The organism is Chryseobacterium candidae (genome assembly GCF_004916905.1).
GTDB classification, from domain to species: Bacteria; Bacteroidota; Bacteroidia; order Flavobacteriales; family Weeksellaceae; genus Chryseobacterium; species Chryseobacterium candidae.
This window is the reverse complement of sequence record NZ_SDLV01000055.1, coordinates 17,522-34,623: the sequence shown is the minus strand read 5'-3', so window position 1 is coordinate 34,623 and position 17,102 is coordinate 17,522. Positions and strand designations below refer to the sequence as shown.

Annotated in this window: 11 protein-coding genes; 3 read left to right on the top strand and 8 right to left on the bottom strand. The window is 35.7% G+C overall.

Annotated elements, in window-relative coordinates; genetic code table 11:
• Positions 1-17: 17 nt before the first annotated feature.
• The 4 genes from EK417_RS19375 to EK417_RS19360 all read right to left on the bottom strand — a co-directional run bounded on the left by EK417_RS19375 (position 18) and on the right by EK417_RS19360 (position 10,222).
• Positions 18-4,538 (bottom strand): TonB-dependent receptor plug domain-containing protein, encoded by a 4,521-nt coding sequence (locus EK417_RS19375; RefSeq protein ID WP_110366975.1) that lies wholly within the window; start codon positions 4,536-4,538, stop codon positions 18-20.
• Positions 4,539-4,541: 3 nt separating this feature from the next.
• Complete coding sequence (locus EK417_RS19370) at positions 4,542-7,310, bottom strand: TonB-dependent receptor (protein ID WP_136523092.1); 2,769 nt, start codon at positions 7,308-7,310, stop codon at positions 4,542-4,544.
• Between the two features lie 65 nt (positions 7,311-7,375).
• Positions 7,376-9,691, bottom strand: coding sequence for a T9SS type A sorting domain-containing protein (locus tag EK417_RS19365; RefSeq protein ID WP_136523091.1), 2,316 nt, complete (start codon positions 9,689-9,691; stop codon positions 7,376-7,378).
• 12 nt (positions 9,692-9,703) lie between these two features.
• A complete protein-coding gene (locus tag EK417_RS19360) occupies positions 9,704-10,222 on the bottom strand; it encodes an RNA polymerase sigma factor (RefSeq protein WP_110366978.1) in 519 nt (172 codons plus the stop codon).
• 194 nt (positions 10,223-10,416) lie between these two features.
• On the opposite strand from EK417_RS19360, the gene EK417_RS19355 reads away from it, so the two are divergent.
• Together EK417_RS19355 and EK417_RS21245 are read left to right on the top strand one after the other, a co-directional pair.
• On the top strand, positions 10,417-11,619 hold the full coding sequence (locus EK417_RS19355) for a C1 family peptidase (RefSeq protein WP_136523090.1): 1,203 nt from the start codon (positions 10,417-10,419) through the stop codon (positions 11,617-11,619).
• Between the two features lie 192 nt (positions 11,620-11,811).
• Positions 11,812-11,970: a bacteriocin-like protein gene (locus EK417_RS21245; protein WP_168802041.1), complete on the top strand. Its 159-nt coding sequence runs from the start codon at positions 11,812-11,814 to the stop codon at positions 11,968-11,970.
• A 209-nt stretch (positions 11,971-12,179) separates the two neighbouring features.
• Here the strand turns inward: EK417_RS21245 and EK417_RS19350 are convergent, their stop codons facing one another.
• Positions 12,180-13,241, bottom strand: coding sequence for an NADH:flavin oxidoreductase (locus EK417_RS19350; protein ID WP_136523089.1), 1,062 nt, complete (start codon positions 13,239-13,241; stop codon positions 12,180-12,182).
• Between the two features lie 165 nt (positions 13,242-13,406).
• Between EK417_RS19350 and EK417_RS19345 the strand changes: the two genes are divergently transcribed.
• On the top strand, positions 13,407-13,796 hold the full coding sequence (locus EK417_RS19345) for a winged helix-turn-helix transcriptional regulator (RefSeq protein WP_110366981.1): 390 nt from the start codon (positions 13,407-13,409) through the stop codon (positions 13,794-13,796).
• Here EK417_RS19345 and EK417_RS19340 read toward each other — a convergent pair.
• From EK417_RS19340 to EK417_RS21240, 3 genes are all read right to left on the bottom strand, one after another.
• A complete protein-coding gene (locus tag EK417_RS19340) occupies positions 13,789-14,130 on the bottom strand; it encodes a hypothetical protein (protein WP_136523088.1) in 342 nt (113 codons plus the stop codon). The two genes, EK417_RS19345 and EK417_RS19340, sit on opposite strands and share 8 nt — an antisense overlap.
• A gap of 86 nt (positions 14,131-14,216) precedes the next feature.
• Positions 14,217-16,649, bottom strand: a complete 2,433-nt coding sequence (locus EK417_RS19335; RefSeq protein WP_076595592.1) for an alpha-ketoacid dehydrogenase subunit alpha/beta — start codon at positions 16,647-16,649, stop codon at positions 14,217-14,219.
• A 154-nt stretch (positions 16,650-16,803) separates the two neighbouring features.
• Positions 16,804-16,962, bottom strand: a complete 159-nt coding sequence (locus EK417_RS21240) for a hypothetical protein (protein WP_168802040.1) — start codon at positions 16,960-16,962, stop codon at positions 16,804-16,806.
• Between the last annotated feature and the right edge of the window lie 140 nt (positions 16,963-17,102).

Genomic DNA, 17,102 nt, shown 5'->3' with positions numbered 1-17,102 from the left:
GTTTTAATATATAAAAATTAAGGTTCAATACGGGTTGTAATGCCTTGATTCCAATATTTTGCTTCCGGCATATAATAGAGGTAAACATTACTTGATTTTCCTGTATACGTTCCGGCAAATTCTACTTTGAGATCAAGATTAACGGTCTTTGTTTCTTCAGCATTGAAATGTTCCCAGTATAAAACCAGATAGTTGTCGAAAATTTCATAGTAAGAAACCTGTTTTTTATCAAGCATATCTTTCAGTAAGGCATTTTGCAGAGTCAGTCCTGCTGGTATACCAATCTTTGCAATGGTCATTGGCAGCTCACCGTTTATTTTGTTTTTGACGGTAATAGTCATTCTGTTGGTCTCTCCTGTTTTTAATGTTCCTGATTTTAATTTGGTCTCCATGGTAAGAGGAATATCCTTGCTTTCAGGAGCCTGCAGGGTGTAATATTGATATTCCAGCTTATAAGGAAGTCCTCTTTGTGATGGATAATGAATAGTGATATCATTTTCCCCTGTTTTATATGCTGATGACAGACTTATATTAGGATAAGTATTCGCTTTGTTAATCTTAATAACCGGTTTTTCAGTTCCATACAATTTCTCATTTTCAGAGAAAAATTCAGACAATGCCTGTATCGCCAATGTAGTAGCCTGTGTAGAACCAAACCCGTAATATCCATTGAAATTAATAAGCTGATCAGCCGCTTCAGCGATTTTCAACTGATTAAGTTTCTCATCTTTCTGAAGTGCCATAAGGTATAACGAAAGTGTTTCTGCATCGGCAGACATTCCCCATGAACCAGTAAAAGTGACTTTAGATTTTATATTCTTCGTTCCATACTGCTGATCCAGTATCCGAATCAGCTCATCATATTCCTTTTGTTTTCCTAAGTGAGCGGCAGCATTGGCAAGCAAAGCCAACTGATAAGAGTCTTTTGTAGCTAAAGTTCTTTTCAGCATTACCTGAAAGGAAGCTTCAATTTCATTTTTAAACCCAAGTTTGGATAAAGCGTATATAACATACATGTTTCTTGACCATGAATATTCCGAAAAATCTTTTTTAGACTCATAGGGTTTTCTTACTTCGAATAATCCGTTTGCATTCTTTTTCGACAGAATAAATGAAGAAAGTTCCTGAATAAGCTTAGCATCCGGATTTACATACTTCTTTAATTCCGTAAATTCCAATAACGCAAATGCGGAAAGAGCAACATCTGATTCTGCAGAACTGAAATATCCGAAACCTCCGTCTTTATTTTTATAACTCAGCAGCTTCTGGAAGCCTTTTTTCAGGTTTTTTATCACCAGATTTTCAGTTGCTGTGTCTATTTTTTTACTTGATTTTAAATAATCAAGAATAAAAATGTTAGGATACACAGTAGAAGAAAGCTGTTCAAAGCATCCGTAAGGTTCTTTTTTCAGTTGTTCTATGTCTTCAAACATTTTCAGAGCTGTATTTTCAAATACATAATAGGATGAATACAGGCTTCCATCGATATACTCCGGAATATTGATTTTGAGATCTTCTGTTTTATTATTAATGATGGAAAATTGATGAAGAAATCCTTTTTCTTCTACTTTAAACGGAAGGATCACCGTTTCTCTCAACTCTCCGGATTTTATGGTAAACTGGATATTGGAATTCACAATCTCATCAGTCTGTATTTTCACAAATAATCTTCCTGATTCTAGGGGTTTCAGAGTAATCAGACTATCAGAACTGATGAGTTTCACATGGTTCGGAACAATCACATCCATGGTCATTTTACGCGTTTCGGGAGAATTATTTTTAATGACCACCGGAATTATCATCTGATCTGTTCTCGTGAGGTATTGAGGAATTTTAGTATCTATCGAAATCAGACTCTGGGCAGCATACGTCGTTTCATCTCTTCCCAAAAGTCCTGATGCAGCAATTCCTTCTGTCATAATTCTGAAAGTGGAATTCGCATCTGAATTATAAAACTCTACTTTTGCTTTTCCATTTTTATCGGTTTCTACGACCGGATTCCAGTAAAGCGCTTCCCTGTAATCAAAACGGTAAGAGGTATTGGTTGTTTTATATTCAGGATATACAAATTCTCTTGCCCCGGCATATGAAACAAGTCTTCCATATGGCAAGGTTTCTATGGCAAAATAAGATTTCGGAGTTATATCAAAACTTATTTCTGATTTTCTGTTTTTAAGTGAGGTCACGATAATAACTCCATTCACAGCTCTGCTTCCGTAAATAGCGGTAGCAGCAGCATCTTTCAAAACGGTAATGCTGTTGATGTCATTTGGGTTGATGGTAGTATTAAAGTTTTCTACAGGAACGCCATCCACGATGAATAAAGGATTTTTGTTGCTAATGGAGGCCGTTCCTCTGATATGAATCTGTTCTCCTGCACCCGGCTGCCCGCCACCAGTTACAACTAATCCGGCAACCTTCCCATTCAATACGGAAGTTACACTGGAGTTTTGAAGTTCCATAGCAGATGCTACTGTTGTAGAAGCAACCGCTGTTTTATCTTTATTTACACCATAGCCTACCACCACTACTTCTTCAATACGTTTATTTTTACTGATTGTATCCGTTTTTGATCTTCCAACATTGTTAAGCTGATTGGTATTGTTTTTATTTTCTGTTTTTATTTCTTCTTTTCTTTCAGCTTCCTTTACAATTTCTTCTACGTCTATGTTGGTAAGTTTCTGTTTTACTAAAGGATTAATATCCAGATGATAAGACAGAATCCTTATTTTCAACTGATGTTTAGGCTGAAAAGACTTTGCAATAATCTTATAAGAATTATTTGCATTTAAATCTGAAAAATAAAACTTCCCGTTTTCAGCAACAGTCTGTTTGAGAATCTTTTTATTATGGGTGTCCAAAAGAAAGACATCAGCTTTCACTGTTTTTTTGTTTTCATCTTCTACCACACCATAAATAGTATTTTTCTTTTCAGGAAGATATTTGTATTTATTGGTCTTCAGAATTTCCGGAACAGGCTCAAAATATCGGTAGCCGTTTGTCAGCATAACAAGGTCTAAGCTTTTATCTGCTTTTTCTTCTTTTTTATCGAAATAAAACTGAGGCTTTTCAATCTTCCCTTTGAGCTCTGAGTCCATCAAAAGCCAGGAAATAATATGATTCTGCTTATCATCAGCATACGACCATAGCTTATCATCTACTACACTTACTCCGAGGTTGGCAGGAACAGGTTTATTATTTTCATCGGTAGTTTCAATATTCAGCATTACTTTTTCTCTTGGCAGATAATGTTGCTTTACAGGAGTAACTCTTATATTCAGCTGGTTTACTTTATTGGTAAAAACAATTCTTTCTGCAAGGGGAATGTTATTTTCCAGAACAGTGAATCTGCAGATCCCTGTGGGGAAATCCTTTTCTGCAATTTCCAAAGAATTCATTCCTTTTTTCAGTGGAATTATTTTGCTGTAAACTTCTTTTCCGCGGAAACTTCCCCGCAGGGTAATTGTTCTTTCCCGGGTAGAAACGATGGTGAAATTCAGATTTTTATTTTCATTCCGAATATTTAAAACCAGTCCTTCATTTTTTGCTTCCGGGAGATTAAAAGTCTGGGTAATATTTTCAGGCTTCAGCACTTTTGCATAATAAGTTTCTCCTATTTTAGTCGTAAACCGGAAGCTTCCCATTCCGAAATTATAGGCTGAAATTTCTTTTATTTTTTCATGATTCTGATTGTAAACTGCCAGAACAGCATCTACAGGTTTTTCAAACTCATCCAGAATTTTAAAAGCGATATTCTGCTCTATTCCATTGATAAAAGTTCCTCCTTCCGGTAAGAATTTCACATCCAGATTATTCAGAACAATAGGAATATTTCTGGAAATGGATTCTGTAAACCCGTCAAAATTCACTTTGATATTCAAAAGAGCATCAGAGGATTTCAAAACTTCAGGAAGCTTAAAGGTCAACAATTTTTTGCCTTCTTTATCCGTAATGAGTTTTCCTTCTGAAATGGTTTCTCCATTGTGCATTACCGTAAAATCAGCTTCATAAAAAGGAATCGGAAGGCTGCTCAGGCTTCTCATGGAAAAATCTGCGGTCACCTCATCTCCCGGTCCATATCCTTTTTTCGGAAAATCCAGCTTCATTAAAATCCTTGGAGATACAATTTTCTGAAGGGTAATTTCTTTCTCAAATGCATTTTTGCCTTCTTCATTCTGCATCCAGTTGGTAAAAGCTCTGATTTTATAGATACCTCCTTTCATATCTTCAGCAAAATAGAAGTCTCCCCGGGCGTATCCATTGGTAATTTCGTATTTTAATTTTCTCACAACACTTCCTGCAGGATCTGTTATTTCAAAATTGACGACTCTGCTTTCTTCGACGGGTAAATTATTGCTTCCTTTTACTACATATATTTTAAAATACATCTGCTCTCCAGGTTTATAAAAAACATGATTGGTCTGAATGTAGGTCTTTTCTTTTTCAAAATCCTGAAATGGTTGCTGGCCTTTCACAGAAAAGGCTGAAAATAATAAGCACATAAGGATGATATAGGTGGATATAAACTTGAGATTCATGAGTTAAAATTTAAGTGAAACAATACAGCCAAATATTTTAAAGGAGGGAAGATTAAAAAAATCCAGTCCTCTTCCATTACTCAAATCGTAGAAATTCTGATTAGGATCCACGCCTTTATTGGCCTGCCAAAGCATGATATTATTTACATAAAAAGTCAGTCTGAGAGTCTGTTTATTCTTGTTAATCGGGAAATCTGAGGAAAGGGATATGTTATTGATCCTTACATAATCTGCTTTTTGAACATAATTTTCAGCTACTCCTAAATAACCGTACCTCGACCATCTGTTTTCCAGAACATTCTGATTGGGATCATAAAAATCCACAGGAACCTGGTTGACAGCTCCATTGGCCTGTACACCTTCGAAAATATAATTTTTGATATTCCTTTCTTCTCCTGAGCCATAAGAACGGCCGTAGTAATCGAGAACAGCCTGTGTTCCGTTCCACAGATGGCCTCCTTTTTTCCATTCCCAATTGATATCTAAGGACCAATTTTTATAGGCAAAACTATGATTGAATTTCATTACAAAATCCGGTGTAGGATCTGCAATAATTTTCATTCCGTCTGCTTTTTTAGGAAACCCAAACTCATCAATGACCAATTGTCCGGCTGCATTTCTTTCAAAGTAACTGCCCATCACAGCACCCAAAACCTGTCCTTCTGATAGTGTTTTATAAATATCTTTAAATCCTGAAACCGCATGGTTCTGATATCCGGGAGCAATGCGGTCTACAATATCTTTGTATTGAAAGAATGAGACCTTATTGGTGATATACATATCATATCCCAAACGCAAACGTTCGTAGGTAAAATTGAATTCGTACCCGCTGTATGTATGATCTGCTATATTTTTAAGTCTTAACTGATTGTTTTCAAAAACAGGAAATATATCATCTTTATTCTTTTTATTAAAATATTCTCCTTCTACACTTATTTTATACCCAAGATTCAGCCTGGCTCCAATTTTCCATTCTCTAGTATTGATATTGGACAAACCTCTGAAACTGTCTACTTCCTGTAACGGAAAATATTGATTGTAATTTTCTGCGTTCAGCAAAGTAGTAGAATATGGAGCATAGGATCTTGTCATTTCCGGTTCGGAGCTTAATTGGGTGTAACTTCCCAATAATTTAAAATTGTAATTATACCAATTGAAGATCCCATTGAACTTCAGATAAAAGTTAGCCTTTGGAAGCCAATAATTATTCTTAAGGGAAGTATTGGAGATGTAAAATGAATTCCCAAGATTAAACCCTGCTTCAAAATCATAATCGCGGATGTTCATATTGTAATTAAAAATATGATCCTGTGAAGTTCTCTGATAGAAATATTTTTGATGGGTCAGGCTGTTATAAACATCAGATTTTTTATCGTTTAAAATAAAATTCAGACTGAAAGTATTTCTAAAGTCATAGCCTCCCAATGAATAAGAACCTTGTATATTTGAATGATAGGAACTGTTGTTTTGAATCCTTTCATTGGATATTCCGTTGATAAAACCATAAGTAGAAGGTTGATATTGATCCTGATTCCAGCTAGTAATATTCTCGTAGGACTGACTGATATTCAGTTTAAAACTGCCCCAGTCTTTCGCTACATTAAGACTCAACTGCCTGTCCCGATTCTTATAGCGGTATTTGCTATCCTGCTCAAAAAGAAAAGAAGGATTGTCTACATATTTGCTGTAATTTCTCTGTGAACCGTTATTCAGGAAAATATTTTGTTCGTTTGAAAAAGATATGGGCGTAAGCAATGAATTCTGATAGGCTCTGTTGAACAATCCTATTCTATTGGTATTGGTTGCCTTGTTTTCTTCGTAATTAAAAGCCAGATTAATGTAATATCTACCCAAATCTGCATTCAGTTTTGCTTTAAGGGTATTGGTAATATCAAACTGATCAATAAAATACATCTGGTTCTTTTGCTGCCCCAGATTCAGTGAAAGACGGAATTTTTCATTGTTACCCTGTTGTATAAAAGCATTTACATTCAATTGGTTATTATAACCCACTGTGGTTTTAAAAAGATTATTATCATATCTTTTTGCACGCTGAAGTCCATTAATCCACGGAATCAGTTTTCCATTCAGGTCATACTCATAAGGGAATCCATTAAATCCAAGTGTTGATATATCTGGTCCAAAACTGAACATTTCATTCGTTTCAGGGCCTTTCCAAAAAAGATTTCCGTTTTCTGATCTTCCCTGAACATATTTATTTTGAGTCTCTGGAACAGCATTTCTGTTTTTAATATCAAAAGATGTGGTAAAACTTCCGTTAAACAGTAATGTTGTCTTATTGATCCTTTTTAAAACATAAACAGTATCATTTTTTTGCTTTAGTTTTCTTATTTCATCAAAATAAGAATGCGATCTATTACTGAGTTGGGTTTTAGTTTTTTCAATACTGAAATCGTCTTTAATCTCTTTTGAAACAAGACTGTCATAGGCTTTACTGTAAATATTTTCTACACTTTTACTTCCTGTCTGATTTTCCAGAATCGTTTTTAATTCCCTGAGTTCATAAGAAGAAATAATATGGGTATTTTTCCCTTGATTCCACACGAGAGTATCATAAGGTTTGGCAGCAATAATGGCAAATCCTTTCTCATCAGTCAGTTCATAAATACCACTGTTTTTATTATAAACCTTTAAAAAGTTCTGTTCTTTATCTTTAGATGTTAAAAACTTTCCAGAGTAATAGAGTTGTGAATTTTGTGCCTGTAATAGGGTAATCGTAAATGGCAATAACAGCAAATAATTCTTTTTCATCAGTTATTAGTATGCTTAAAAATATAAAAAAAGAAATTTCCGGGAAAATTTCTTTTTTCAGACAGTTAATTTTTAATGACCTTAAATGTTTCCCATTGATCATTAGTATGAATACGTACAAGATAAATCCCTTGAGGATAAGAAGTTAAATCAATTGAATTTTTACCTTCCGGCAGTTTTTCTTTTCTCATGATAATCTTTCCGGCAAGATCATATACAAACAGTTCTTCAATTGATTTTCTTGTTTTTATCTGCATCAGGCCTTTTGTAGGATTTGGGAATACTACAGTTTTACTGTCAATCTGACTGTCAATTTCTTTTTCCATTTTCTTGTTAATATTATCATTTGAAATGCCTGCGCTGCATTCTGGCAAAACAGCTCTCTGAAGGATTAATCTTAATAACAAATCATTCAGTTTTTCAACTTCATAAGAATCTATGGTAGGTTTGATATGGCTGTTTCCTATTCCGCTGTCATCTGTAAGAAACGTATAGGTACCATTGGTGAGTAAAGCAAATGTACGCATCAGGTATTCCGTTTGTTTATCTGTATCACTGGCTGCCAGTGGTATAATGGTAATCCCTTTCTTTGCAGCATTCTTTATTGTACTGTAAAGTTCCTTTATATTCTGTTCTGAATGGTGTGGTGGGGCATCCAGAATTAAAAACATTATTTTGGCTGAGTTTTCGTGACTCCATTTCAACTCTTCAACAGAAATTTTCAGGGCTTCCACAACTGCTTCCGGCGTATCTCCGCCACCTCCTGCGTTCTGTTTTTTAATAAATTCAACGAGGTCTTCTGCCTTATCTGAAAAGTCAAATTTTCGGGTCACATATTCATCTCCCTGATCTCTGTAGAAAACTGATCCGTACCTTACAGTTGTATTTTTAAGCTGTCTTTCTGTTTTCTTCAACACGTCTAAAAGCTCAGACTGAAGATAAGAGATCTCATCTCCCATAGAACCGGTAGCATCTACTACAAAGGCAAGATCCAATACACGTTTTTGCAGGCAGGTCTTGTCCAAAATAATGAGGTTTTGTCCATTTTTAAAGGTTCTGAGATTACTGCTGATGATCTGCCCGGAACCATCGGATAAATAATATTTCTCAGAATCTGAATTATCACCTGTCATAGGGGATATCCATAATTCTACATTACCAAGATTATCTGAAACGGCTTCCCATATAATGTTTTTCTTATCATCCAATAATTTTACTTTTTCCCCTATTACAGGCTTTCTGTCTTTATTCACAAGCTGAACTGAAATCCTTTTATCAGGGAAGAACTTCCATGTATTTTTATACTCATCCAGAGTAGGAACTGCAATATCTTTCCAATAATCCCACTTAGAAAAATCGTTAATTTCACCTGCAGTAAGCTGGCCTGCTTTGGGAAGTTTTTTTTCGGGTTCTTCCGGTTCTTTTAGTACTTTCTCTTCACTTTCTGAAGAAACTTTTTTCAGCTTTTCTATTTCTGCTGTAGATAATCCCTTTGTGGTAATTACAATAACTCCGTTATTAGCTTTGCTTCCATACAGGGCAGCAGCTTCGAGTCCTTTCAGTACTTTTAATTCTTTTATCTTTTTAGGATCCAGAGCATTTAAAAATCCAGATTCTCTGCCTAATATAATTCCATCAACAATATATAAAGGGGCTGTAGAATGACCATCCATACTTCTTGTTCCCCTGATTAATATTGCATCATGCTTTTTAATTCCGGTTGACACTTCTATCCCAGCAACTCTTCCTGCCAGTGAAGAAACGGCTGCCGGTGAATGTACAGGATTCTTGTCTGTAGAAGCAATCATAACGGTTGAAGAGGCTGTAACGGATTTGTAACTCTTTTTAATGCCATACGCAGTTACAACAACTTCATCAATTTCCTTTGTTTTTAAGGTATCATTATATATTGGGGGTAAAGATGCTGTTATTTTATCAGGAGCTTTTACTGTCGGTATGTTACAGCTGGGATGCGTTTTATATGAGTCTGTTCCCACAACTGCTGAAGATTGATATGCTATGGGATCAGGCACAGATAAAGGCAACTTTTCTTTTCTGATATTCTCCTTTATGGTACTGTCTGTTTTTGCAATATCAACTTTATTACCAGAACTGTTTGAAACTTTATTTTCTACTATTACAGGTTGTAAAGGTTCTGCAGCCTCTTTTTTATTCATAAAATAAAAAGCTCCCAAACCAATCATCAAACTTGCAGCAATACCATAGGGCAGCCAGATAGGAATGATTTTCTTTTTCTCTTCTTTTTTATCTAATTTCTCCTCAATTTTTCCCCATACTTTATCAAAACCAGGAAAAACAGTTGGTTCTTCTGAAAGCTTAGAAGCTTCATTGAATTGTTGATCTATATGATTATTTTCCATTGTTGTAAAAGTTTAAATGTTTTGATTCACGAGAAGTTCCTGCAGCTTTTTTCGTGCAAAATTGAGCTGTGATTTTGATGTTCCTTCGCTAATGGAAAGCATGGTGGCTATTTCCTTATGAGGATATCCTTCAATAGCAAAAAGATTAAAGATGGCTCTGCAGCCTTCCGGGAGAAAATTCAGTAAGCTCAGAATATCTTTTTCCAGAGAAAGGTTTTCTGTAGTTCCTTCAGAATGATTATTGAAATTTTCTTCCAGGGAAATAAACATCCCTTTGTTGGATCTTAATTTCTGCAGACATTCATTTACAGCAATTTTTCTTGCCCATACTTCAAATGTATCTGCATTCTGGAGCTGGGTAATTTTCGTGAAGATCTTGTAGAATGTATCAGCCAAGACTTCTTCTATGTCTTCGTCATTTTTCAAATAACGTCTGCAGACTGAATAAAGCCTGCCCGCCATTTTCTCGTAAACTTTCCGCTGGGCGTTGCGGTTGTTACGCTGACATTCCAATAATAATTCTTGTTCCATAGTCAGGAGTTATATTATTATAGATGCAGAAACTTTTATAAGAGTTGGAAACATGATCAACTTTTTTTGAGTAAAGGGATAAATGAGCCTATATTATTAATTTTTTTATTTTTCTTAATTTCAAATTTAACTTTTCCATCTGTAACAAATCTCTATTATCAACGACTCTTAATATAAATAATCTTTTTATAGTAATGAAAAATGCCAAAATTGCATCATTACTTTTTGTTTTGTCTGCAGGAAGTATGATGTTTGCCCAAGATGACTTAATCAACAAGTTAAAAAACAACCAATCACAAAATGCTAATTTTCAGTTCACAACGTTAAAAGATGTGGGTGCAACTTCTGTAAAGAACCAGGGTTCATCAGGAACTTGCTGGAGCTACTCAGGAAACTCTTTCCTTGAATCTGAAACGCAGAGAATGGGCAAAAAACCTGTGGATCTTGCTGAAATCTTTACGGCAAGAAACTCTTACCACGATAAGGCAAAATTATATGTTTTGAATAACGGCGCTATCAGCTGGGGTGACGGAGGAGAACTTCACGACGTAATCAATATGTACAAGAAGTATGGTGCGGTTCCTCAGGATGTTTATACCGGATTAAAATCCGGACAAACAACCAACAACTTCAAAGAAATGCAAGGCAAACTGAAGCCGGTTCTTGACAGCCTTGTTCAGGCTTCCTCAAAAGGAAAACTGACAGATAACTGGATGGATTCTGTAGATGCTATTCTTGATGAATATTTAGGAAAAGTACCAGCCAACTTTACGTATGAAGGGAAAAACTACACTCCGAAAACATTTGCTAAGGAAGTGGTAGGAATCAATCCTGAAGATTATGTGGAATTATCTTCCTATAAAGATTATCCGTATTTTCAGAAATTTGTAGTTCCGATTCCTGATAACTGGAGCCACGATTCTGACTGGAATGTTCCGATGAAAGACCTTACTGCAATCATTGACAATGCTGTAAATAAAGGATATTCTGTAGGTTGGGCAACTGATGTTTCTGAGCCTTACTTCTCTTATAAAAACGGTGTAGCTTATGTTCCGGATATGGACCTTGACCAAATAACTGCAGAGAACAAACAGACTTTGTTTACAGAGCCTAAAAAAGATAAAACCATCACTGAAGACATGCGTCAGAAAGCACTTAATAACCTTTCTACAACGGATGACCATGGTATGCATATCGTAGGTTTGGCAAAAGATCAAACGGGTAAAGAGTATTATATGGTAAAAAACTCATGGGGAGTAACCAATGATTTTGCCGGATACCTTTATGTAACAAGACCTTATGTTGAATACAAGTCAACAGCGATCCTTGTTCACAAGAATGCCATCCCTAAAAGCATCTTAAAACAACTGAAACCAACTAAAAGCATTGGTTTATAAGATAAAGAAATCATTTCTGCCTGTTTAAAGGGCAGTTTTAGATATTTAAATCTGTTAACACCCGCTCCCGGAAATTCCGGGAGCGGGTTTATTGTATATTGTCTTTGAAAGAGTATATTTCACATTTTGGCACAAATTATTTTTTCGCTTTCAAAAAATATTATATTTGTATGAATCAACAAATTATTAAGTATGAAAAATCTAAGAAAATTATCTAAGACAGATTTAAAGAAAATTAATGGAGGAAATGCTCCTGATTGTCCGGGCGGAACAACAGCCTGCTACATTCCTGGCAAAAATGGGATTCCATCTCGATGGAAGTGTGTATTGGATACAATAGGATGTCCTTAAAATCACTTAGAACCATTTACAATTAACAAAACCCGGTTTCAGAAATTCTGAAATCGGGTTCTTTAATAAATAGGTGAAAATTAAATATAAAATAAAGTTAATTATGCTGATTTAATATCTGGTTGAATAATCAATTCTGCTTCGAAAAGTGAATAAATTATGCTGTTAAAAAAATCGACTTCGAAACGAGTTTATATTCATTATTGATATTAAAATAAAATGCCCATACTTTCTGCTGAAAAGTCCAGAAGAGCCTCCGTATTTCCGTCTTTGATCTTCTGTACCCACTGGTAGTCCTGTAAAATAGCTCTTCCTACTGCAACCAGATCAAATTCCTCATTGTCAAGTCTTCTGATCAGTTCCGTAAGATCACTTTTTTCTGTTCCCTGCCCTGCAAAAGCATTAAGGAAATCTCCGTTCAAGCCTACAGAACCTACTGTAATGGTTGGCTGCCCTGTAATTTTTTTTGCCCATCCTGCAAAGTTTAAATCAGAGCCTTCAAATTCCGGCTCCCAGAAACGACGCTGTGAACAGTGGAAAATGTCTACTCCAGCTTCTTTTAATGGTAATAACCAGTCTTCCATCTCGCCTGAAGTAAATGCCAGTCTGGTTTTATAATCCTGCTGCTTCCACTGAGAAAGACGGATGATAATGGTAAAGTCCTCTCCTACTGCTGCTCTGATTGCTTTTACGACTTCAACAGCAAATCTGCTTCTTTCTTTTAATGTTTTACCACCGTATTCGTCAGTCCTTGTATTGGTAACTTCCCAGAAAAACTGGTCGATAAGGTATCCGTGAGCGCCATGAATTTCAAGACAGTCGAAACCAAGGTCTTTTGCTGATTTTGCTGATACTGCAAACTGCGCAATGGTATCCTGAATATCCTCAATCGTCATTGTGGAAGCCTTTTCCATTGGAACCAACGGATAGTCTTCGGACATTCTTGTATCCCCTACGTGCCAGATCTGAGGACCCATTTTACCTCCATTCTGATGTACAGTATCAATGACATTTTTCCAGCCGTTTAAAGCTTCTGTACCATAGAAATCAGGAATGTTCTGCAAGTTTTTTGATCCCGGTCTGTTGATCACAGTTCCTTCAGAAAGAATCAGTCCTACTTCTGAGGCGGCTCTCCTTCCATAATAATCTGCGATGTTTTGGGTTGGAACTCCATTGTCAGATTGTGCTCTGGTCATTGGAGCCATTACAATTCTATTTTTAAGATGTAAATTCCTGTATTGAAATGGTTTAAATAATGATGATGTGCTCATATTTAAATTTATATTTTATAATTGTTACACAAAGTAACTAATAATAGTTTACTTTTGTATCTTTTATTAAAAAAATAGTGGTAACTTCGCAGTAACCTACATTAGTAACATCAAAGTAACACATGAAATTCCGGTTTCATATGGTATTAAAATAAAGATCTCTCTATGAAAAAGAATGAATTAATGCAATACAGCTGTCCTCTGGGTAAGGCAATGGCCGCTCTGGGAAGCAAATGGAAGCCTATTATTGTTCTTGTTATTAAAGACAGGAAGTTACGTTTTGGAGAACTGGCAGTACGCATTAATGTCATTTCCAGAAAGGTTCTGACTGATCAGCTGAGGGAGATGGAAGCTGATGGACTGGTGATTCGTGAAGAGTTTAAAGAACTTCCACCTCGGGTAGAATATTCTCTTACAGAAAAAGGATTGGCATTGTTGCCTATTTTGTACCAATTAGAAGAATGGGAAACGAAATATCATGTCTATGATCCTGAGAAAGAGAAGGATTGTAAAATGATTATGGAAAGTAAGAAAATACAAAAGATTGTTATTTGATGGTCAGTTTATTAAGTTTTATTTGAACACTTTCATGATAACTACCATTGATATAATTTACAAATCCTTTCGTTATTACAGCTTTTGAACCTGCTTTAGGAATTGAATCTTTGTATTTAAAAGAAAGAGTATCATTTTTTAGTTGATAGCTTCCGTTATATACATCTTTATCACGCACCATTCCCTGAGAAATGAATTCAAAACTGCTATCATCATACATTTTCAAATAAATCCAACCTAAAGGAGCTTCCCTGTCTGCCAGCAAAACTTCTTTTTTTTCCGCTTTTTTACAACTTATAATTATTAGTATTAAATATAAGATCCTGATTTTCATGATTTATTATGGAATGATTCAGACAAATATAAATTAAAAACCGCTCCCCAAAAAGGAAGCGGTTTTATATTTATCTAAAATCCCAATTAAAATATCGCCGGATATTTCTGAGGATTTGTTTCATTAAACATGGCATAGATCTTTTCTACCATATCGTCTGCAGACGGCTTGCTGAAATAGTCACCATCACTTGCATAGGCAGGTCTGTGATCATTTGCAGAGATCGTTAACGGATCTGAATCCAGGTATCTGAATGCTTTTTGCTTTTCAAGAATCTGCTGTAAGATGAATCCTGTAGTTCCTCCTTCCACATCTTCGTCAATCACGACTAATCTATTGGTTTTCTTAACACTTTCAGCAATTTCGTGAGATAAATCGAAAGGAATCAATGACTGAATATCAATCACTTCTGCAGAAATTCCTATTTTTTCCAATTCGTTGGCAGCTTCCGTTACAATTCTCCAGGTAGAACCATAAGTGACCAAGGTAACATCTTTTCCTTCTTTTGTAACTTCAATTTTCCCTACAGGAACAGTGAATTCGCCTAAGTTATCCGGTTGTTTTTCTTTTAATCTGTATCCGTTCAGACATTCTACGATGATTGCAGGTTCGTCAGCCTGAAGCATCGTGTTATAGAATCCGGCAGCTTTAGTAAGGTTTCTAGGTACCAAAACAAGAATACCTTTAGAAAGATTCAGAATACCGGCCATTGGAGAACCTGAATGCCAGATTCCTTCTAATCTGTGCCCTCTTGTTCTGATGATCAATGGAGCTTTCTGACCTCCTTTGGTTCTGTAGTGTACCGTTGCCAGGTCATCACTCATTCCCTGCAAACAGTAAAGAACATAGTCTAAGTACTGGATTTCAGCGATTGGCCTTAAGCCTCGCATTGCCATACCAATTCCCTGTCCAAGAATCGTTGCTTCACGAATTCCTGTGTCAGCGATACGTAAAGCACCGTATTTTTCCTGCATTCCTTCCAATCCCTGATTGACGTCTCCGATATTTCCGGTATCTTCTCCAAAGATTAAAGTTTCAGGATATTTTTCAAAAATTTTGTCAAAATTGTTTCTGATCACTACTCTTCCGTCCACATCTTCAGAACTGTCAGAATAGACAGGCTTGATTTCCTGAACATTTTCAGCCTTCCATTGAGATTGAGAGTATAAGTGAGAAGAATAATTATCTTTTTCAACAGCAGCTACTTCGTTATATTTCTGCATCAGCTGATTTCTTTCTGCAGAATTTGTTCCTCTTGTCGCCAGTAAAGTTTGTCTTACCAGATGGAAGATATCTTTCTTAGCTTTTGAAACCAATTTGTTGAAATGAGCGATATAATTTTCAACTTCAGCATTCTGTCCTTTAAGGTTTTCTACTAAAGGTAAAACAGACTTAATAAGTTCCGAAATAGCTTTCTGATAGTTTTCCCAGGCTGTTTTCTGTCCTGCTTTTGCTGCTTTTTTCGCTTCTTCGTCTATAGCCTTCAGTTCTTCAGCGGTAGCAATCACTTCTTCTTTTCCATCAATTTCGATAGAATAGTTCAGAATCCACTCTTTGAATTTTGCCAGGCCGTCATACTCAGCTTCCCAAGCCAGACGGTCTTCATTTTTATATCTTTCGTGAGATCCTGATGTAGAGTGTCCCTGAGGTTGTGTAACATCTACTACATGCACTACCACCGGTACACTTTCTGTTCTTGCAAAATGTTCTGCTTTAGCATAAGCATCTAATAATGCCGGATAATCCCAAGCTCTTACCTGGATGATCTCACAACCCTGATTTTCTCCCTCTTTTCTCTGGAAACCGCTTAGCATTTCACTGATATCAGCTTTTGCTCTCTGATTTTTCGTAGGAACTGAAATTCCGTATCCGTCATCCCAGATGGAAACAATCATTGGAACCTGAAGAGCACATGCTGCATTCAGAGTTTCCCAGAAGTGTCCCTCTGCTGTAGAAGCATCTCCAATAGTTCCGAAGGCAATTTCGTTTCCTTCTCTTGAGAATTTTTCTGAACCGTCAAATTTTACGCTTTTATAGATATTTGAAGCCTGGGCTAATCCCAACAATCTCGGCATTTGTCCTGCTGTAGGAGAAATATCGGAAGAAATATTTTTTTGAGCTGTCAAATCTTTCCAGCTTCCGTCTTCATTTAAACTTCTTGTTGCAAAATGCCCGTTCATTTGTCTTCCTGCTGAAGCAGGCTCTCTTTCCACGCTGGTATCTGCATACATCTGCGCAAAGAAACTTTCTACCGTTAAGGCATCTATTGCCAATGCAAAAGTCTGATCCCTGTAATATCCTGAACGGAAGTCTCCATTTTTGAAAACTTTCGCCATTGCAAGCTGAGGAAGTTCTTTTCCATCCCCAAAAATTCCAAATTTAGCTTTTCCAGTAAGTACTTCTCTCCTTCCGAGATAAGACATTTCACGAGAGATCCTTCCTAACCTGTAATCTTCAAGTATTTGATTTTTAAAATCTTGAAAGGATATTTCCTGTGTTTCAATATAGGTTGTTTGCATAGCTAAGTAAAAAAGTTTTTAATCTTCAAGTATTTTGCTAATATACACTTTTTAAATTAATTTTAATTTTTAATAATCTTTTTTAAAAATTTGATAATAAAAAAAATTGTGCTTTATTTTGAGAAAAATTGTAAAAGATGGAAAAAAAATCGTCTCATATTCTCAATGCATCCAGTAATCTTTTAGGATTTTCTCTGGTAATTATTACTTCTTTAAAAATATCAAAAATAAGCCATAGCACGTATTTGGATGAGTTTGCAGGAATTGCATGTCTGTTTTTTGCATTCAGTTGCTTTTTTTCTTTCTTAGCCATCCGATCTAAACATGAAAAGCGAACTGACAGATTTGAAACTATTGCGGATTATTTATTTTTAACCGCTTTATTTTGCATTGTTCTGGCTGTAATTATTGTGACAATAAAAATAATTTAACTTTAATTAAAGAACACAATAT